The 19,943-nt window shown below is 58.7% G+C and carries 14 protein-coding genes; 6 read left to right on the forward strand and 8 right to left on the reverse strand.

The annotated features are described in order from the left end of the window. Nucleotides 1–180: 180 nt before the first annotated feature. Nucleotides 181–798, reverse strand: a complete 618-nt coding sequence (locus ABTW62_RS11150; protein ID WP_430904658.1) for a TetR/AcrR family transcriptional regulator — start codon at nucleotides 796–798, stop codon at nucleotides 181–183. Nucleotides 799–867: 69 nt separating this feature from the next. Between ABTW62_RS11150 and ABTW62_RS11155 the strand changes: the two genes are divergently transcribed. Together ABTW62_RS11155 and ABTW62_RS11160 are read left to right on the forward strand one after the other, a co-directional pair. Then, nucleotides 868–1,914: an efflux RND transporter periplasmic adaptor subunit gene (locus ABTW62_RS11155; RefSeq protein WP_430904659.1), complete on the forward strand. Its 1,047-nt coding sequence runs from the start codon at nucleotides 868–870 to the stop codon at nucleotides 1,912–1,914. A gap of 2 nt (nucleotides 1,915–1,916) precedes the next feature. Next, the gene (locus tag ABTW62_RS11160; RefSeq protein ID WP_430904660.1) at nucleotides 1,917–4,970 is read left to right on the forward strand and encodes an efflux RND transporter permease subunit; all 3,054 of its coding nucleotides are present in this window, start codon (nucleotides 1,917–1,919) and stop codon (nucleotides 4,968–4,970) included. Nucleotides 4,971–5,152: 182 nt separating this feature from the next. Here ABTW62_RS11160 and ABTW62_RS11165 read toward each other — a convergent pair whose 3' ends face one another. Then, complete coding sequence (locus tag ABTW62_RS11165) at nucleotides 5,153–7,066, reverse strand: SWIM zinc finger family protein (protein ID WP_430904661.1); 1,914 nt, start codon at nucleotides 7,064–7,066, stop codon at nucleotides 5,153–5,155. A gap of 137 nt (nucleotides 7,067–7,203) precedes the next feature. Here ABTW62_RS11165 and ABTW62_RS11170 point away from each other — a divergent pair, with 137 nt between their 5' ends. Continuing rightward, nucleotides 7,204–7,590 carry a VOC family protein gene (locus tag ABTW62_RS11170; protein ID WP_430904662.1) on the forward strand — a complete coding sequence of 129 codons (387 nt, stop codon included), beginning with the start codon at nucleotides 7,204–7,206 and terminating at the stop codon, nucleotides 7,588–7,590. Between the two features lie 22 nt (nucleotides 7,591–7,612). Here the strand turns inward: ABTW62_RS11170 and ABTW62_RS11175 are convergent, their stop codons facing one another. Continuing rightward, nucleotides 7,613–8,269, reverse strand: coding sequence for a thiopurine S-methyltransferase (locus tag ABTW62_RS11175; protein ID WP_430904663.1), 657 nt, complete (start codon nucleotides 8,267–8,269; stop codon nucleotides 7,613–7,615). 312 nt (nucleotides 8,270–8,581) lie between these two features. Here ABTW62_RS11175 and earP point away from each other — a divergent pair, with 312 nt between their 5' ends. Beyond that, the gene (earP, locus tag ABTW62_RS11180; RefSeq protein WP_430904664.1) at nucleotides 8,582–9,808 is read left to right on the forward strand and encodes an elongation factor P maturation arginine rhamnosyltransferase EarP; all 1,227 of its coding nucleotides are present in this window, start codon (nucleotides 8,582–8,584) and stop codon (nucleotides 9,806–9,808) included. 108 nt (nucleotides 9,809–9,916) lie between these two features. Further along, nucleotides 9,917–10,474, forward strand: coding sequence for an elongation factor P (gene efp / locus ABTW62_RS11185; RefSeq protein WP_430904665.1), 558 nt, complete (start codon nucleotides 9,917–9,919; stop codon nucleotides 10,472–10,474). A gap of 123 nt (nucleotides 10,475–10,597) precedes the next feature. Here efp and ABTW62_RS11190 read toward each other — a convergent pair whose 3' ends face one another. Together ABTW62_RS11190 and msrB are read right to left on the reverse strand one after the other, a co-directional pair. Continuing rightward, nucleotides 10,598–10,789, reverse strand: coding sequence for a hypothetical protein (locus tag ABTW62_RS11190; protein ID WP_430904666.1), 192 nt, complete (start codon nucleotides 10,787–10,789; stop codon nucleotides 10,598–10,600). A gap of 274 nt (nucleotides 10,790–11,063) precedes the next feature. Next, nucleotides 11,064–11,582, reverse strand: coding sequence for a peptide-methionine (R)-S-oxide reductase MsrB (gene msrB, locus ABTW62_RS11195; protein WP_090411162.1), 519 nt, complete (start codon nucleotides 11,580–11,582; stop codon nucleotides 11,064–11,066). A gap of 353 nt (nucleotides 11,583–11,935) precedes the next feature. On the opposite strand from msrB, the gene ABTW62_RS11200 reads away from it, so the two are divergent. After that, nucleotides 11,936–13,435, forward strand: a complete 1,500-nt coding sequence (locus ABTW62_RS11200; protein ID WP_430904667.1) for a carboxypeptidase M32 — start codon at nucleotides 11,936–11,938, stop codon at nucleotides 13,433–13,435. Nucleotides 13,436–13,503: 68 nt separating this feature from the next. On the opposite strand, the gene ABTW62_RS11205 is transcribed toward ABTW62_RS11200, so the two are convergent. The 3 genes from ABTW62_RS11205 to ABTW62_RS11215 all read right to left on the reverse strand — a co-directional run bounded on the left by ABTW62_RS11205 (nucleotide 13,504) and on the right by ABTW62_RS11215 (nucleotide 19,497). Next, on the reverse strand, nucleotides 13,504–17,253 hold the full coding sequence (locus tag ABTW62_RS11205; protein ID WP_430904668.1) for an AAA family ATPase: 3,750 nt from the start codon (nucleotides 17,251–17,253) through the stop codon (nucleotides 13,504–13,506). Between the two features lie 11 nt (nucleotides 17,254–17,264). Continuing rightward, complete coding sequence (locus tag ABTW62_RS11210; protein WP_430904669.1) at nucleotides 17,265–18,557, reverse strand: exonuclease SbcCD subunit D C-terminal domain-containing protein; 1,293 nt, start codon at nucleotides 18,555–18,557, stop codon at nucleotides 17,265–17,267. A 154-nt stretch (nucleotides 18,558–18,711) separates the two neighbouring features. Next, complete coding sequence (locus ABTW62_RS11215) at nucleotides 18,712–19,497, reverse strand: hypothetical protein (RefSeq protein ID WP_430904670.1); 786 nt, start codon at nucleotides 19,495–19,497, stop codon at nucleotides 18,712–18,714. Nucleotides 19,498–19,943 lie beyond the last annotated feature (446 nt).

A 19,943-nucleotide genomic window follows, 5' to 3' on the forward strand; every position in this document is an offset into this window, starting at 1 on the left:
TGCTTGAAGACGCTGTTGATTGTGCGTTTTGATGCTGATAATTGTCTGTCATAAAACCATGATGGGTTTTATGTTACAGCGTGGCTTTTCGGAATATTCGTATAATCAACGATTTCCAGATCGTTTCGGCGCGATTTATGTTGCCCGGCTGGCAATTTTATTCCCGGCGCTGATCATGCCTCAATGCAGCTGCAAAAATGTAGCCACCACCCAATCGACATGCTGCGCGATATTCTGGCTGTCGCGCTGGCTGGGTTCACCATAGAGGGCGCGGACGAGGTCGAGGCCCATCAGCATGCCGAGCAGGAGTTCCGCGCTTCTTTCCGGCTGGCTGAAATTTGCCAGTCCGGCATGGTGGGCGCGCCGCATCCAGTCTGTCAGTTTGTCCAGGGTGGTCTGGGGGCCGCTGCGATAGATTTTTCGCATCGCGTCGGCCGGGAATTCGGTCGCGCCGCGCAGGGCGCGCATGAAGTCGAGATGTTCCTCGCTCAGGAGAAAGGTCAGCAGGCGGGTGCCGAAGGTCGTGAGCGCCGCCTGCGCATTGCTCTGGCTGTCCGGCGCAATGGAAAGGCTGGCTGCCATATGATCGGCTTGCTGACTGATGACTGCATCGATCAGCGCTTCGCGGTTGGCGTAGCGGCGATAGACGGTTACCTTGGATACTTCGGCCAGCCGGGCGACCGCTTCCACCGATATGCCCCCGGGCCCATGTCTGAACAACAGCATGCGTGCGGCTGCAAAAATGGCCTGGTCCTTGCTGTGATCGACTGGCCGCCCTGCCCGTTCTTTTGTCGACATTGTTTGTGCCCGTGAATTATTGTACGATCGCGTTCAATAATATCATGCCCCTTTCCGGGGCTCACTCCCATGTTGAATTTAACCACACTGCTGTTGCTGGTCATGCTGATGCTCGGTGCGTGCGCTCAAAGCGATGTCGATCCGCTGACACAGAAACAACCGCCCTGGGTAAAGACTGTTGCCCTCCAGCCAGATGGCCAGCCGCTCCGTGTTTTTTCCGGTACGGTACGGGCGCGTCATGAGATTCCGCTCGCTTTCCAGGTTGGTGGCCGTATCCTGGCCCGTCATGTCGATGCCGGGCAGCGCGTGACGGCCGGACAATTGCTGTTCAGTCTCGATCCGCGCGATCTCGATCAGGCGGCGCGGGCCGCTGCGGCCGAGCTGGCCGCTACCGATGCCGCGCTGGTAACAGCGGCCAGTGAACTCAAGCGTCATCGTCAGCTGGTGGAACGGGATTTCATCAGCCTGCAGGCATTGGAGCGTTTTGAGCTCGCGGCGCGTGATGCCGCCAGCCGGCGCACTGCCGCACAGGCCCACCTTGCCCAGGCCCGCAATGCGCGCGCTTATGCCGAGCTGCAAGCTGCGCAGGCTGGCGTGCTGATCGAAGTCAGTGGCGAACCCGGTCAGGTGGTCAGTCCAGGCGAAGCAGTGGCCACACTGGCACAAGCGGGTGAGCGCGAAATCGAGGTTTTTCTGCCTGATGGCAGCCAACCGCCCGCTACGGGCCATGTACATCTGGCCAACGGTGACGCCGTCCGGCTTGCATTGCGCGAAGTTGCCGGTGCTGCCGATCCGGTCAGCCGCAGCTGGCGTGCCCGTTACCGTGTGATGGGCATGGAGGCCGGTTTTCCGTTGGGAAAAGTTGTCCAGGTTGCTCTACAGGATGAGGCAAGCGAAACCGGTGTGCTGGCCGTGCCCCTGGGCGCGCTGGATGAACGCAGCAACGGCGCGCGTATTTGGCGAGTGCTCGAAGGCCGCGCCCAGCCGGTGACGGTTGAAGTGGTGGCGCTCACTGCCGAGCAGGCGCGGATTCGGGTCAATTTGCCAGCCGGTACAAGAATCATCGCACTCGGCACACATTTGCTGACGCCCGGCATGCCGGTCAGAGCGCGCTGACAATGAATTTCCCCAATCTATCTGCTCTGGCGGTCCGCGAGCGCGCGGTCACGCTGTTTTTTATCCTGCTGTCGGTGCTGGCCGGTATTTATGCCTTCCTGTCGCTCGGCCGCGCCGAGGATCCGGCTTTTACGGTACGGGTGATGGTGGTTTCCGCCATCTGGCCGGGGGCGACCACCGAGCAGCTGCAGCTGCAGGTCGTCGACCGCCTGGAGAAGCGTATCCAGGAAGTCGAAAATCTCTATCGCATCGAAACCACCATCCGTCCCGGGCGGGCTGACCTGCAGGTCGAGTTTCATGACTACACGCCCAGCGCGCGGATTCCCGAATTGCTCTACCAGGTACGCAAGCGCATGCAGGATGAAGCGCCCAGCCTGCCCCAGGGGGTGATCGGGCCGATCATCAACGATGATTTCTCGGATGTCTATTTTTCCCTGATAGCGCTGACCGCGCCGGGGTTGCCGCTGCGGACGCTGACGCGTGAGGCCGAGGCGATTCGTGACCGCCTGCAACGGGTCGAAGGCATTCAGAAGGCACTCATTCTGGGCGAGCGCAGCGAACGCGTGTTCGTCGAGTTCGATCTGGCACGCTTGGCGAATCTTGGCATTTCGCCACAGGTGATCTTCGATGCCATCGAGGCCAACAATCAGTTGATGCCGGCTGGCTTTCTCGATCTGGCCGGCCCGCGCGCATATTTGCGGGTCGATGCCGATCTGTCCGATCCGGAGCGGCTGGCAGCGGTGCCGATCCGAGTGGGCGAGCGGTTGCTGCAGCTGTCCGATCTGGCGACTATCCGCCATGGTGTGGAGGATCCGCCCAGCTATCTGGTGCGCGCCCATGGCCAGGATGCGGTGCTGCTGGGGGTCGTGATGCGCAAAGGGGAAAACGGTCTCGACTTCGGCGATCGTCTGGCAGCCTTCGTCACGCGCGAGCAAGGCCGTCTGCCACTGGGCATGAACCTGCTGCCATTGACCAACCAAATGGATGCGATAGTGGCGGCGGTCAACCTGTTTCAGGTGAAGTTTCTGGTTGCGGTGGCGGTGGTGATGGGGGTGAGTATTCTCGCCATCGGCCTGAAGGCCGGTCTGGTGGTGGGCATTGCCATTCCGATCACGCTCGGGCTGACGTTCCTGTTGATGAAAATGGCCGGCATCAATCTCGATCGCATCACGCTCGGCGCCCTGATCATCGCGCTCGGCCTGCTGGTGGACGATGCGATCATCGCCATCGAGATGATGATCGTCAAGATGGAAGAAGGCTGGGACCGGGTGCGGGCGGCTGGCTATGCCTGGAACATCACTGCCGCGCCGATGCTGTTTGGCACACTGGTGACCGTTGCCGGCTTTGTGCCGATCGGTTTCGCGCAGTCGGGTGTCGGCGAATACGCGGGCAACATCTTCTGGGTGCTGGCTTTCGCGCTGATTCTTTCCTGGCTGGTGGCCGTGACGTTCACGCCGTATCTCGGGGTGAAATTGCTGCCCGACTTCAAGGCCCACGCGCACGCCAATGGATCGTTATATGCCACCCGGCCGTACCGGTGGCTGCGCGCGCTCATCACTGCCTGTGTGCGGCACCGCAAGACGGTGGTGGCGACCACTGTGGTGCTGCTGGGGCTGAGCATTGCCGGCATGGCCTTGCTGGTGCAAAAGCAGTTCTTCCCGGGTTCCGACCGGCCTGAGGTGCTGGTCGATATCTATCTGCCGCAAGGCAGCGCGATTGGCGCGACCGATGCCACCGCCAGAAAAATTGAAGCCATTCTGGCCGCCATGCCTGAAGTCAAGACGCTGTCGAGCTTTATCGGTGCCGGTGCCCCGCGCTTCTTCATCTCCGCCAATCCGGAACTGCCCAATCCGGCTTTTGCCAAGATCATTGCAATCGGGGAGGATGCCGATGCCCGCGACCAAATCATGGCGCAACTGCAGCGACATATCGACGCGGGCGAATTTCCCGAGGCCCGGGTGCGGGTGACCCAGCTGCTGTTCGGACCGCCTGTGATCTGGCCAGTGAGCTTTCGCATCATCGGCCCCGATCCGGCCACACTGCGCGAGATCGCGCACCAGGTACGCCGGGTGATCGCGGCGCACCCGAACACGCTCGATCCCCATCTTGAATGGGACGAGCGCGCCCCGGTATGGCAGCTGGTGATGGATCCCGAGCGCCTGCGGTTGATGGGACTCACGCCACGCGATGTCGCGCAACAATTGCAATTCCAGCTTGATGGGGTGCCGGTAACCGAACTGCGCCAGGATATCCGCACCGTGGAAGTGCGCGCCCGCGGTCAGCGCCATGTCATGCCCTTGCCCTACGACCTGGAAATCAGGACCCAGGACGGGCGCAAGGTTGCCCTGGCGCAGCTGGGCCAATTGACGGTACATTATGAAGAGCCCGTGATCAAGCGCTACAACCGCGAGCGCTCGCTGGCCGTGCTGGCCGATGTGCAGGGCGCCCAGGCGCCGGATGTGACCATGGCCGTCTGGCGGCAGCTGGCAACGGTGCGCAGCCAATTGCCCGAGGATTACCGCATTGACATCGCCGGTTCCGTGGAGGAATCCGGCAAAGCCGATGCCTCGATCCAGAAACTGCAACCGTTGATGGTTGCCCTGATGCTGATTTTCATCATGCTGCAGATGCGTGCCTTCTCCGGCACTTTCATTGTGGTGGCGACTGCCCCCCTGGGGCTGATCGGCGCGGTGGCAGCGTTATTGCTGTTCGACCAGCCATTCGGTTTTGTCGCCCTGCTGGGCTTGATCGGCCTGGCGGGCATCCTGATGCGCAACACCATGATCCTGACCCAGCAGGTGCAGGACAACTTCGCGGCAGGCATGGAAGCCTGGCCGGCAGTCGTCGAAGCAGCTGTCCGGCGGGCACGGCCAGTAGTGCTGACCGCCCTGGCCGCCGCCTTCGCTTTCATCCCGCTGACCCTGGACAGCTTCTGGGGGCCACTCGCCTACGTGCTCATCGGTGGCGTGCTGGTGGGTACTGTCATTACCCTGCTGTTCGTCCCGGCGTTGTATGCACTCTGGTTCCGGTTGGGGAAAACAGCGGCCGATATCTGAAGCGCTCTGCCCAAGCGGGGCCACGAAGCCATCCAGTGCTGGCAGAGCGCGGTGCGTTTGCGCACCTTCAAATTTTGACCCTCATCAGCAATCACCCGCACCCGTCCACCCCGGCTGGGCCACCTCCATAAGCCTCTCAGCCAGTATTAGTGTTCATTCGTGTACATTCGTGGTTCCCGCATTTAGCTTTTTTCCAGCATATCCAATACTTCCATCAGACGCCGCTTGGCTTTATGTTCTGTGCGCAGGCGTGTAATCAATCCTTTCCAGTTCTCTGGTTGATGGGTTTCTTGGTAAACCTTACGCATCTGCCGCAAGTAGGTGGCTGCTTCTTGATATGCCTTGGGTTTGGTCTGGCCGATCAAGCGGTCAACGATCGATTGCCAGATCTGCAGCGAAATGGCGGGGTGGCTTGCTTTGACGGCTTGGGCCAGTACCTGATCAATTCCCCAGCTTCGATACTGGGTCTTGATCAATGGCTGGTAATGCGCGATGGCATCGTCATGACGCTCTTCAAGTAGGGCGATTTCGATCAATGCATTATGGTCCGGGAAGCTTCCTGCTCTCAGATTGCCGGATTTGGGAACTGTCGCTTCGGGTTCCGGAAGCGGCCAGGTGATCTGGGTTTGATCGCCGATGATGGGGCGCTGGCCGGTCTGTAGAAAGCCGAGAATTCCGTCCCGTACTGCGGGCCATGAATTGGCCTTGGTAGCGGCCTCGCGAAGTTTGACGTAATTCTCCTTCGAGGGCTGGGCAAAGAAACTCTCGGCCCAATAGGCTGCTGCCAGATCGAATTGCCCTGTTTCCTCGGCCAGCTGCCTCAGTTGCTGTTGCAGGTGCCTGGCAATGCCAGGCGCATGTCGGATGGTTTTGTTGAACCCATGTATGCACCATTGCCGGGCCCGGTCTTGCTCTCCGGTTTCAAGCAATGCTTCGACCAGGGCCTGGTAATCCTTGGTGCGATCTGCTTCCTGCTCCAGAAGCGGGATAACCTGTTGTTGCTGCCCGCTTCTGGCGTAGGCATCACATAGCAATCTGATGAATTGTGTGCGATGATAAGTTGTCTGAAAATCTTCCGGCCGCGGCTGCGTTTGCGCTAATTGCTTTTCAAGTGCTGTGGCAACTTCATGCCAGTGCACTTCCGTGTAGCGGCTATCGTTCAGAATTTCATCCGTGTTTGTCAGCAAGTCGAATTCATCTTCGAGTCCATGCCTGATCAACCACAGTAATTGCTCCGATGGCATCAGCGAGGTCAGGGGCAACGCTTGCAGGACAACATCCAAGCAAGCGGCAATGGCCATGGCTGTTTCGCCTTCGTCATGGGATTGCTCGACCTGCTCTTTCCCTTCTTTCCAGAGCACTTCGCCCAGCGTCAGCACTGCATCGGGATATCCGCTGTCAAGCAGCATCTGGAACTGCTGTTCGATGGGGGAATAGTCGGGGAGATCCCCCCTTCCTCTCCAGGAATCGAACCATGCTTCTTCGGCGGTCAGCCTTAAAATATCTTTCCGTAATGCCCGGATGACTTTATCGATATGCCCTGTCTCCAGCTGCGCAGCATCGCGGATTTGACGGGCAACGCCTGGATACTTGTTTGCTAGATCAATGACCAGAGCCAGTAACGCCTCGGGGCTTTTTCCGGACAGGAAGGATGCAATGTCAGCCATTCTGTTCTGGGTATCCTTTCCGGAAGTGAGGTACGTATCGGGATCATCATTGTCCGCCCCTGTCCATTCTTCGCTGTCGTCAAACAACAAGATGAATAAGTCATCTTCTGGATCGAGCAAGGGAATTGCCTTGTTTTGCTGCTGCTGTGCGATAGCTGCCAGCAGAACTGCTATCACATGTTTGCAGGGTCCCCAGCCATCATAGGGACAGCTGCAGTCGAAATGAAGCTCGCCGCCATCCTGACGGCTGACCGAGGTCGCGTACCGATCGCTGCCCGAGACCCAGGCGGCCAGTGCGCCATTCTCGGTGCGCGATAACTGCGAAACATGTCTCACGTAATCTTCGCCGCGATGGTAGATTTTGCTGCCGGCCCATTCAAGAAGCTCTTGGCGGGTCAGGCCTTCCAGGGTATTTTTAATGATGTTCATTTTTCTTAATCTGTCTCATACTGATTCTTAACTGGATGCATGAAGCTCAGGATAGTTTCTCGTCCATTTTTATGGTACCAGGCACTGCCAAATGATAAAGGTATTTTGTTTACTGCTAACATTTTATGGGCGTTCCGATGCAACTTGAAATAGGAAAAATCCTGCATGCCAGCTTGCTGGTTGCCGATCTGGAGCGGTCGCTGGCATTTTATAACGGGGTACTGGGGCTGGAAGTGGATGATGCCCGGCCCGGCCTTGGCTATCCTGGCGCTTGGCTGCGGCTGGTCGGCCATCAGCAGATTCATTTGCTGCAGTTGCCGAATCCCGATCCATGCGAGGGGCGGCCCGCACAGGGTGGGCGGGATCGGCATGTTGCGCTGGCGGTAAATTCGATAGAGATCCTGGAAGCACGGCTTTGCGCGCATGGCATCCCCTGCAGCCTCAGCCGATCCGGCCGCCACGCGTTGTTTTGCCGCGACCCGGATGGCAATGCGCTCGAATTTGTCGAAACCCAAACCGGATAATGACTTTTGAACGGTGGTATTTTCAGCGCAGGGTCAGCAGGAAGATGCTTTCGCACATTTGACTCAACCCGCGTTCACGAAAGCGCGGGTTGTGCGCGAGCACATCCAGTTCCGCCAATAACCGTATTTCGGCATGCGGCCGGTAGAGTGCCGCGACTTCGCCGGGCGTGACCGCAAACGGTGGCCCGGCCATTTCCACCTGGGGATAATCGAATGCGATCAGCAGGATCTGGGTGCCGGAAGGCAGAATCTGCCGCAGATGGCTGGCATAACGCTGGCGCATCGCAGGCGGGAGCGCCACCATCGAGGCGCGGTCGTAAACCGCTTGCACGCTGGCAAGATCTTCCCTGCCGAGATCGAAAAAATTGCCACAGCGAATATCGATATCATCCACCCGGTAGCGCACAAAGCTGTCATCGCGCATCCGCTCCGGGACGAGCGCCTGTTCGCTGAAGAACGCCTGTACCGCGAGATCGCTCAATTCCACGCCGAGCACTTTCTGCCGCTGATTGCGCAGCCATAGCATGTCGCGGCTTTTGCCGCACAAGGGGACAAAGACTTCGCTGCCTTGCGGCAGATTCAGCTCTTGCCAGTATTGACGCAGATATGGGTTGATGTCGTCTTGATGAAAGCCGATGTCTCCTTGCTGCCAGCGTGTTAACCAATAATCCTGTTCCATGTCCAATTTCCAGTTTGCATTCAGTCAATGATGATCGAACCGATCACCGCTGTTTATGTCTCATGTGATTGTATAGGGCGCGCAAACGCATCCTGCATTTTTAAACAGTTTCGTTTGTTAGGCTTGGTTTCATCATTTTTGTTTCCGGCCACAGATTTGTGCAGTAATCTTTTCAATTTCTTCAAGTAACAAGCATTTGTTTTCTCCACCACGATTGATTGCCGCCGGATCCGGGTCTTGCCGCCGCAATTGGCAGACCGGATATCTTCCGTCGAATCGGGCTGGCAATCAAACGGATAGACCAACAACTTTATGATGCGCTGGGATATTTTCTGCCATGTCATCGACAATTACGGCGATATCGGTGTGTGCTGGCGACTGTCGCGCCAGCTGGCGGCGGAACATGGCATCAGTGTGCGCCTGTGGGTGGACGATCTGGCCAGCCTGCAACCCCTTTGCCCGGCAGTCGATACCCGTCTGGTGGTGCAACTTTGCCAGGGGGTGGAGCTGAGGAAATGGATCGAACCCTGGCCCGATGTGGGACCGGCCGAGGTGGTGATCGAGGCATTCGGCTGCGAGTTGCCGCAGCGCTATGTCGAGGCCATGGCGGCTCCCCGGCCTTGTCAGCCAGACCAATGCCCCGAGGACAAGACAACCAAGCGCGTCTGGATCAATCTGGAATATCTGTCGGCGGAATCATGGGTGGAGGGCTGCCATGGCCTGGCTTCACCCCATCCACGCTTGCCATTGACCAAATATTTCTTTTTTCCCGGTTTCAGCGCGGCGACCGGCGGACTGTTGCGCGAGACCGGCCTGCTGGCGCTGCGCGCTGCGCGCCAGCGTCAACCGGCGACCGGCTGGCGTCAGCTCGGCCTGTCCGAACCGGAAACCGGCCAAACCACGGTTTCGCTGTTTTGTTATGACCGTGCGCCCATCAGCGCCTTGCTGGCGGCGTGGGCGGCGGCCAGCATGCCGGTGCGCTGCCTGTTGCCAATGGGCAAGGCGCTTGCGCAGGCGGCGGGCTGGGCTGGCAAAACAGCGCTCAAGGCAGGCGATCACGTGATGCGCGGCAACCTGACCCTGCAAGTCATACCCTTTCTGACCCAGGCGGATTACGACCGCTTGTTGTGGTTATGCGATTGCAATTTCGTGCGTGGCGAGGATTCGTTCGTGCGCGCGCAGTGGGCGGCGCGGCCGCTGGTCTGGCAGATTTACCCGCAAGCGGACAACGCGCATCAGGTCAAGCTGGAAGCCTTCCTGGCGCGCTATTGCCAGGGGCTGTCAAATGATGATACTGCCGCAGTGTGCCGTTTTCATGGCTGCTGGAATGGCGACGGACAGCTGCTGGATTGGGACGATTTCTGGCGGCGGCGCGCACGCCTGCAGACCCATGCCCGGGCCTGGGCCACACAGCTTGCGCAGACCGCCGATCTTGCCGCCAACCTGGTCGATTTTTGCATGAACCAGCGGACGCCCGATCAGTCAAATGATTCAACCATGCAGGGTGCAGGCACCCTGAGCCAAACGGCATATGATTGATAACTAAGACGTTATTTGTTTGCAATCCGTGCAGGCAGACCGCCGAAAATTGGATTTTTGACAGTGGTCAAGCTATAATGCACGTCATTTTTTACCCCAAGATATCAGATGAAAACAGCTCAGGAACTTCGTGTAGGTAACGTATTCATGCTCGGCAAGGATCCCATGGTGGTGCTGAAATCCGAATTCAGCAAATCGGGCCGTAATGCTTCCGTCGTTAAAATGAAATTCAAGAATCTGCTGACCGATTCGCCTAGCGAAGCGGTATACAAGGCGGATGACAAGTTCGACGTGGTCTTGCTGGACAAGAAGGAAGTCTCCTATTCCTACTATGCCAACCCCATGTATGTATTCATGGATGACGAATACAACCAGTATGAAGTCGAAACCGACACCATGGGTGATGCGCTCGACTTCCTGGAAGACGGCATGCCTTGTGAAGTGGTGTTTTACAACGACAAACCCATCTCAGTGGAACTGCCCAACTCGGTGGTGCGCGAAATCACCTATACCGAGCCCGCCGTCAAAGGCGACACCTCCGGCAAGGTTATGAAGCCCGCCAAAATCATCAGCGGCTTCGAACTGCAGGTCCCACTGTTCTGTGAAATCGGCGACAAGATCGAAATCGATACCCGCACACGGGAATACCGCAGCCGAGCCAAGTAATGACAGCCTGTCACCAGGAAGACAAGGGAGCTGCCAGGCTCCTTTGTCGTCTCTGGAGATGCTCAATGACGAAAGCTGCATGTGTTATGTCCAAGAGGTGGTTTGGAAATACTGGATGATTGATCATGCAACAGCATCCCTCACTTTCTCCAGATGCACGCTTGCAAGCACCAGTTCGATGGTCTTGGCCCCCAAGGCGTGCCAGGGATCGGGAGACAACGCCTCCCATAGACGAGAGAGTACCGAATATTCCGCCGCGAGCAGTCCCCCTACAACCAACGACGGTGCTCGGATTGGCAATAACCAAAATCCCATGATAATGGTTCGGCATTACCACCCATTCGTCCAATTCGATTTCATCGCGAATGATTGCCGTTTTCCGCCATTCATCCGCAACAATCTGCCCCACCTCGTTCAATTGCATTTTTCCGTCCACGATATCCCCGAACAGACATTCCCGGTTCTGGGTGCACAGGGCCACGAAATACGCACCCGCTTGAGAATAATCGTATCCCTTCAGGCGGATCGAACGGTGCTGGTTTTTGTTATGGAACATGCAGGCTGCAAGTCGTGCGCCAGCAGGGATGTTTCAGCCTCTGAGCGCGGGTAATGATTCTTCCTTGGGCACAAATTTAAGTGCGATGCCGTTGTTGCACCAGCGTTCCCCGCGTGGCGGTGGGCCATCGTTGAAGACATGGCCTTGATGTCCGCCGCAGCGCACGCAATGGTATTCCGTGCGTGGCTTGATCATTTTGAAGTCGATCCGGGTCGCGACATGTCCGGCAATCGGCTGGGTAAAACTCGGCCAGCCTGTCCAACTTTCGTATTTGTTCCGGCTTTCAAACAAGGGCAGATAGCAGGCGGCGCAGATGAAGGTCCCTTCCCGTTCTTCATAAACCAGGTTGCTGGATTCCGGGCGTTCGGTGGCTGCTTCGAACAGTATTTCATAGGCCCTGGGCGACAGCAGTGCACGCCATGCCTCGCGTGGTTTGTCCAGGGGGGTGATCGGGCTGGCTGCTTCTCCCACTACTTGTGCCCGCAGGCATCCGGGTAGCAGTGGCATCATGCCGGCTACGGCGAGTGTTCGTAACAGAGTGCGTCGTTTCATAAAAGCTTCTCCAAATTTATCAGGGTGTTCGCAGGCGGCTTGCGATGGCGCTTATCAGCGCACGCCGGATGCGCATAGGCTAATACCATCCTCAAAACCGATCGGCCGTTGTTGCTGATCGGGTGGTAGACAATTGTTGATTGTAACCCTGCTACTGCCGAAAGCGTCCCGGCGACAATGGCCGGTGAGTGTTTGAGCAATCTTCGGTTCGATATTTTAGTTGGGTTGGCAACAGCCTGGGGCGGGAAGGTGCTCGGATCCGGGTATTTGACGGCTCGGTTTGACACACTCCTGGCTTTCTTATACTTTTTCCTTTCCCTCTATTCCCATATTTCAAAAAGGACCATGCTTTTATGCATCCCGCTCTCCAGTCTTTGAAGGCCCGTTTTGCTGAACTTGATGATCTGCGGCGGACAGTGTCCGTGCTTCATTGGGATATGTCCACCCACATGCCCCAGGATGGGACAGGATCACGCGGCCGTATGATTGCCGCGGTCGAGAAGATCGCGCATGAGAAGCTGATCGAACCGGCTGTCGGCGTGCTGCTGGAGACCGCATCGGGATTGCCTGCTGCAACCTTGCCGGCCGAGGATCGGGCATTCCTGCGCTTGGCACAGCGGCAGTTTGCCCGCGCCTTGAAAATACCGCCTGCTTTCAAGGCCGAATTTCTTCAGCATATGACCGAAACTTATGATGTCTGGGTGCATGCGCGCAAGGCGAATGATTTCAACGCCGTGGCCCCCTTTCTGGAAAAAACGGTCATGTATTCACGGGCGGTCTCGGATTATTTCAATTCGGGTGAGACTGCCTGGGTTCATCCGATGGACCCGCATATCGAAGACGCCGACCCCGGCATGACGACTGCGGGCCTCAGGACGCTGTTTGCCGCGCTGCGGCGGGAGTTGGTGCCCTTGGTGAAGGAATTGTCGTCTCGTGAACAGCCGCGGACCGATTTTCTGTCGCGGGTCTATCCCAAGCCGCGGCAAATGGAATTTCTGAACTGGCTGGCCAGGCATCTCGGCTATGATTTCAATCGCGGGCGCCAGGATCTGACCTATCACCCGTTCATGACCAAGCTGGGCGCCGGGGATGTCCGCATTACGACCCGAGTTGACGAGACCAATCTCTGCGATGGGCTTTTCAGCACCATTCACGAGTCCGGTCATGCCTTTTACGAGTTGGGCATTGCCCCGGGTCTGGAGGGGACCATTCTGGGTTATGGCGTTTCCGCCGGCATTCACGAGAGCCAGAGCCGGTTGTGGGAGAATCTGGTGGGCCGCTCGCGTGAATTCTGGATATATTTTTATCCCCACCTGCAGGCCCATTTTGCCGATGCGCTGCAGGATGTCTCGCTGGATGAATTTCATCGCGGCATCAATCGCGTGCAGCCTTCATTGATCCGGACCGAGGCCGATGAAGTGACCTACAATCTGCATGTCATGATCCGTTTCGATCTGGAAGCGCAGCTGCTGGAAGGTTCGCTCAAGGCCAAGGACCTGCCCGCTGCCTGGAACGACCGCTACGAATCCGATCTCGGTGTGCGGCCGGCGTCCGACGCTCAAGGCTGCCTGCAGGATGTGCATTGGTTTTATGGCAGCGTGGGCGGCATGTTCCAGGGCTATACGATCGGCAACCTCTTCAGCGCGCAGTGCTTCGATGCCGTGCTCAAGGCGCATCCGGACATACCGGAGGCGATCTCGCGCGGGGATTTCAGCACCCTGCACGCGTGGCTGAAAGAAAACATCTATCGGCATGGTTCAAGCCTGTTCCCGCAGGAACTGATCCGGCAGGTGACCGGCCAGGACCTGTCGCCGGCGCCTTTTCTGGCATACTTGGGACGGAAATATTCATAGGCGCCCGCAGCGGCGCGGTATCTGTGCCACCGGGACAAGGCGCTGGCAGTGCGGCCTTGCTCCCATGGTTATGATGCAGCCGCACCGCCGGCTTGCTTGCGCCTGCTGTCTGCCTGTGGCCCGTCTTCTTCCCGGATAGCTTGCCCGCAACCCGGCCCTGCTATCCGGCTTCTGCCACCCGCTTGCGGGATGACCTGAATCCGGGTGCCGATCCGCTCCTTGAGTGCCGGTACATGCGAGATGACCCCGATCAGTTTGCCGTCCTGCTGCAGTCCGGCTAGCGTTTCCAGCGCGGTGTCCAGGGCGTCATCATCCAGGGTGCCGAAGCCTTCATCGAGGAACAGCGAATCCACCCGGACATTTTTGCTGGCCATGTGGGACAGCCCCAGCGCCAGCGCCAGGCTGACGATAAAGCTTTCGCCACCGGACAGATTCTTGGTGGTCCGGATTTCGCCTGCCTGGTAGTTGTCGATCACATTCAGCTCCAGCGGTTGGGTATCGTCGCGGATCAATAAATAGCGATCGGTCATTTTCTGCAACTGCCGGTTGGCGTGGCCGACCATCATTTCAAAGGTCAGCCCCTGGGCAAAATTGCGGTATTTCTTGCCGTCGGCGGAGCCGATCAGCTCGTGCAGCAGCGTCCAGCGCGTGCATTCGCGTTGCTGGGCCTCGATGGCTTGCAGGCGCGCCTGCTGCTGTTGCTGCAGGGTGTCATTGTCCTTGAGCTGCTGCCGGATAGCGCCGATTTCCTGCTGTAATGCCCGTTGGGCGGCAGTCAGCGTTGTCACGGCCTGTTTGAGGTGATCCAGGGGCTCTGCGGTGAGCTGCCTTTGCTGCTCGGCTTTCAGGATCTGAGTTTTTTCTTGTTCCTTCGAGCTGATTTCGGTGTTTTCATCCGACAGCTTCTGGGCCTGCTGGGCCAGTTGCCTGCGTTCGCTTTCGGGGAGACAGGCAGAGCGGTAATGGTCCTCGCCGGTAAATCCGGCCGATTCCAGCCGCGCCTGAAAAGCCTTGGCGGCTGATTCCAGTTGTATTCCACGGTTGCAAAGCGCTTTCTCCAGTTCCTCGATTTTGGCCTTCAGTTGGCTGAGCGCCTGCTGGGCTGCGGATAATTTCTGGCGGGCGCTATCCAGTCCCCTGTCCGCGGATTCAACCGCATCGGCCAGACGCTGCTCTTCCTGGCCGGTTTTCTTGTCCCCAAGCAGCGCCTGCCGTTCATGCTGAAGGGTCTCCTGATCACGCAGCAGTTCAGCCAGCAGCACCTGTTGTTTGTTGATTTCCTGGTCGGTCTTGAGAATCTGCTCAGCTCGGTGGTCCAGCTGTATTTTGAGCGCGCTGATTTTTTGTTCGAGCTCGGCTTTCTGCTTGTTTCTGCTGAGCCACTGTTCACGCCGCAGGGCCAGTTGCGCCAAGACCGCATCGATGGTTTCGACAGAGAGTCCAGTCATCCCGTAGCGGCTGATTTCTTGCTGCAGTCCATCCAGCGATGCTTGCTGCTGGGCCTGGTATTCTGCCGCTTCCTTTGCGAGCCGCTGCTGTAATTGCTCGGCAGACTCTTGCTTGTGCGCGGCCGCCAGAGCTTCACGCTCTTGTTTTGCCACAGCCTCCCTGGTTGTTTCTACGGAATTGCGCAGCATGGTCAATTCCGTTTCGATGGCATCGGCTGCTTCCAATATGCCGGTCGCCTGGGCAAGCTGACGGCTATTCTCTGCCTGAAGCTGTTTGAGCTTCTCTGGCAGCCTGGGATCGCTGGCTGCCAGTTTCGGGCCGCTATCCAATGCTGTGCAGTGGTCATGTATCACCTGGCTGGCTTCACGCATTTTTCCGGCGTGTTCCTGCTGGGCGCAGGCCGTTTGCTCGAGATCCTTATCCACCTGCGCGAGCCTGATCTTCGAGCCGGAAATCTCCTCCGTTACTGCCTTGAGTTCGCTCCTTGCTGCGGCAAGACGTTGCTGGGTCTCATCCGGAAGGGGCACATTGCCTTCGGCAAACGGGTGCTCCCGGGCGCCACACAGCGGGCAGGGTTCGCCATCCTGCAGCTGGCTGCGGGCTTGTTCGAGCGCTTCGATGCGTTGGAGCAGTGTCAGCTGGGTTTCAAGCAGCCCCACTTCCTTTTCAAGCGCGGCCTGTTTTTCGCTTTGGTGCGCGAGCATCTGCTTCAGGGCCGCAGCCTCCTGTTTGAGCGCGGCTTGCCGGTTGTCAAGCTGGCTGCTGGCCTGCTTGGATTTCTCCACGGATTCGGCGGCCGCAAGCGTTTTGCCGATCAGGTCTTGTTGCGCTGTCAGTGCCGACTGGTGCTTCCGCCATGCGGCGACCGCCTGTCCGTTCAGGATTTTCAGAAGCGCGGATTGCTTTCCAGCCAGTGCCGCCTGGCTTTCCTGCAACGCGCGTTGTGCCGTGTCGAGGCCGCGCGCCTGTGCCTGCCAGATAGTTATGGCTTCCTTGCGCTGAGCTTGCGCCTGGGTTGCCTCCTGCTGTTTGCTCGCCGACTGCCCGGAAAGCGTTTTCAACGCATCGAACCGGCTGCGCAGCCCGGCGAGATGTTCCACCAGTTTTTCATCCGCCTGGGATGCCGTGAGAAGACCCTGCAGCGCTTCGCAGGCCTTGCGTTGATCGTGCAGCGCCTGTGCATCGCTGGTCTGCTTTGACTGAAGGGTTTCAAGAACGGACACAAGCGCCGTGGCGGACTCACGCGCTGCTTTGATGGGGGCATTTTTCTCGGTGATTTTCAGATCCAGCTCGCGCACCTTGCGGATGATGGGCAGCGCCGCTTGCTGGGCTGCTTTTCTGGCCGAGAGTTGTTCGGCAGCGGTTTTCATAGCCACTTCCGCCTGCCCGGCGGCCATGGTGTGGCCGGCCAGGGCTTGCTGGCATTCACTGAGCGAGGCCTGGTCTGCGTTTTGTGCCTTGCGAAGGGCGGCCAATGCCGCATGCTCGGCGGAAAGTTCAAGAGCCTGGTTGGCCAGCCGCAGCCGTTCCTGTTGGGGCGCAAAGGCTTCAGCCTTGGTCTGCCATGCGGCCCTGGCCTGGCCAAGCGCCTTCAACTCGGCTTGCAGGCGATCCATGCCTTCGATCCATGCGATGGCCTGGGTTTTTTGGTGAAGCTGCTGTGTGAGCGCCGCCTCCTGCTGATCCTTCTGCTCCAGGCTGGTTGCCAGTTGCTGCGCCATTTCCGGAGCCAGCGGCTGCATGCCGGCCAGCTCGGTCTGCAACCTGTCGAGCTGTTTGTGTTCCTCGGCGCGGCGCTCGTGAACGCGCATGGAGATCTGGCTGTAGATCTCGGTGCCGGTGATCTGTTCCAGGATCGGCGCGCGCTCATCGGGCGCCGCTTGCAGGAAGGCGGCGAAACCGCCCTGGGCCAGCAGCATGGAACGGGTGAAGCGCTCAAAATCCATGCCGATGGCGGCTTCGATCTGTTCGGCCACGCCTCTGAGTTTGGTCTCGAAAATCTCGCCTGAATCGGCATTGGCCAGCTCGTGCCTCGGTACCTGCAGTTCCCCGTTCGGCTTTTTCCTGGCCCGGCGCTGGCTCCAATGTGAGCGGAAACGCCCGGTCTGCGTTTCGAACGTCACCTCGGCAAAGCATTCGCCAGTCTGGCGGGACATGATCTCGTTCGTGCCTTTGGTGATCTTGTTGAGGCGGGGCGTGCGGCCGTAGAGGGCGAGGCAGATGGCATCGAGGAGGGTTGTTTTCCCGGCTCCGGTTGGCCCGGTGATGGCGAAAATGCCATCGGCGGCATAAGCTGGGTGTGTCAGGTCGATCGTCCATTCGCCGGCCAGCGAATTCAGGTTCCTGAAGCGTATTTGCAGTATTCTCATTGAGCGCCTCGCTATTCCGCCTGCCTATCGTCTTCGCCGAGCGAGGCAAGTATCTCCTGATGGGCATGCAGCAATGCCGGCCACTGCGCTGGGGGCACCTGATGGGCAGCCAGGCAGCGTTCGAATACCTCGTTCGTGCTCAGATCATCGAGCGTTTGCTGGTCATGTATCTGCCCCAGCACGCGCTCGATGATGCGGTTGTTTTTCACCCGCAGAATTTCCATGCCGGTGCCGTCGATGGCGGCATCCAGGCGCACGCGCAGATCGCCCATGACCTCCAGGCCTTGGTAAATAATTTCGAGCCACGTCCGGGAATCGGCGGCCGACAGTTCGAGAATGCGGCTTGAAATATCGGGCCAGTCTCCCTGGATGCGCTCGAGTTTCTGGAATACCGGGACATCGATCAGGCTGATTGCTGGGTGCCGGTGCGCAGACGGCGCGCATTCGGGCAGAGAGTGCGTGCCGCTCGCCGCTTGCGCACCGGAGGGTGCCTGAAAATCCACGATCACGACGCTTTTCTGCTGAGTGGCTTCACCAAACCCCATCGGCAGCGGCGAGCCGCTGTAACGCATGGTTTCGGAGCCCCCTACTTTTTGCGGCACATGCAGATGGCCGAGCGCCAAGTAATCGAAAGCGTCAGGAAAGATGCCAGCGGAAACATGGGCCAAAGAGCCGATATAGAGCTCGCGCACCCCATCGCCATCGACGGTTTGTCCGCCAGCCGTGAACAGGTGGCCCATGGCCACGATCGGGATGGCGGCATTAATCTCGGCCCGTTTTTTCATGGCCACGTCAGCGACGGCGGCATAGTGGGCGCGGATGCCATCGATCAGCTTGCGTTCCTTGTCCTCGATCGTCTCGCCGGCTTCCGCCACGCGGATGTCCCGGTCGCGCAAATAGGGCACGGCGCAGACGATCAGTTCCGGCGCACCGTTCGCATCGGCGAGCACGCAGACTTCGTCCTCTGGGTCCTCCGACGCATGGCCCACCACGTGAACATCGAGCGCCTTGAGCAATTCCCTGGGCGCATTGAGAAACGAGGGCGAATCATGATTGCCGGCGATGACCACTACATGCCGGCAGGATGAAGCAGCCATTCGGCACAGGAAGCGGTAATAGAGCGCCTGGGCGCGATGGCTCGGGGCGCTGGTGTCAAAAACATCCCCGGCCACCAGCAGAACATCGATTGCATTCTGCTGAATTGTCTCCACCAGCCAGGCCAGAAATGCCTCGAATTCTTCATACCGCTTTCTGCCATAGAGCGCGCGGCCGAGATGCCAATCTGAGGTGTGGAGAATTTTCATTTATGCTTTTGTGCTATTATTAATACCATTATGTTGAATTTCATTCACAATGCGTGAATACAATGACATCTGCTGTAGCGCACGTCGCTTTAACGCACCACAAAACTGACGTGGGAGTGATCCTGCGCTGCATGCGCAGTTGACGACAGGCCGTTCACAGCACGCCAAGAATCCAGCCCTCGATGCGGGCAACATGGTATTCGCCGGGCAGCATTGCGGGCTTCAGGAATTTGCCGAGGCTGCCGTCCTGGTCTGCCTGCCACAGCCAGGCGGCGGTCACATAAGCATCGTGCTGATCGGGTGTACGGCCTTCCCGTGGACAGTTTTTGCTCCAGAGCGAGGGATAGACCTCGGCTAGCACGGATTTGCCCGCAGGGATTTCCCAGCCGTCGAAGGGCCAGAAATGCACGTGCTCGCGCAGTCGCTGTCTCAGATAGCGCAACCATGGCAGCCCGGCATGGGTCGACTTGGCCACCGAGCCGGGCACATCGAAATGGAAGACCGACTTGGCCCCGGCCCGCTCCTCGGTGATCCGCCGCCAGCGGGTGCTGCCGGAACGGGCCTCGCCGTCGCCCCGCATCCCATCGCGGACAAAATCCACGTAGGTATGTTCACCGTCGGTCGGCCAGTGTTTCTGGAAATCGTCGAGGAAGGCTGGCCAGTCCGGCTCCAGAAGATGGACCTCGAAGTAGCGCAGAGGGAAGGAAAAACCATGATCAATGCCGACGATGGTCGGCACATCCCCGGACAGGCGCTCAGCCAGCCATTCGGCCAGACCTTGCCGGGTCCAGTACTTGCGCGGGCTGGGTGGGGGCGCGATTTCCACCGGCAAAGATTCGCGGCCGGCTTCGTAAACCCGCAGCCCTTTGAGGCTGGAATCCGGGGTTTGCGCGCCGGAGTAGTCAATGCCGATATAACGTTGGAAGGCGGGTTGTGTCATGGGCGCTATTTTACAGGGTTTGCTTGACCGGCACTTGTCGCCGTTTCTGCGAAGGCGCGGGTGTTTGTGTTGCAGGTTCGCTTCCCAAGCCACCCCGCAAGTCGTTGATAAGCTGATTGGTTGCCGCTGCATCGTCTGGGCCGGCTGCCAGTGAGCCCTGCGACTGCCTGCCCGCTAAGCGCCTTTTCCCGACGACGTGTCGGCTTTCGGTGAAACATCCGGTGCGATGTTCACCAGATCCAGCCCTTCCACCGGTTTGCGGTGAACCGTGGCGGTTAATAGAGACAGCCGTCGTGGTTATCGGCAAAGTCGATGGCTGGCCACTGTTCCAGCGCCCGTTTGATGCCCGAACCCAGACCGTGGTAGGGCAGCAGCCGGGTCAGCTCATCGGGGGAATCGGGGTACTCCTGTTTGTAAACATCGCGCAGGAAATCGCGGAAGCGCAG

This window comes from Nitrosomonas sp. ANs5, from assembly GCF_050584665.1.
Taxonomy (GTDB): domain Bacteria; phylum Pseudomonadota; class Gammaproteobacteria; order Burkholderiales; family Nitrosomonadaceae; genus Nitrosomonas.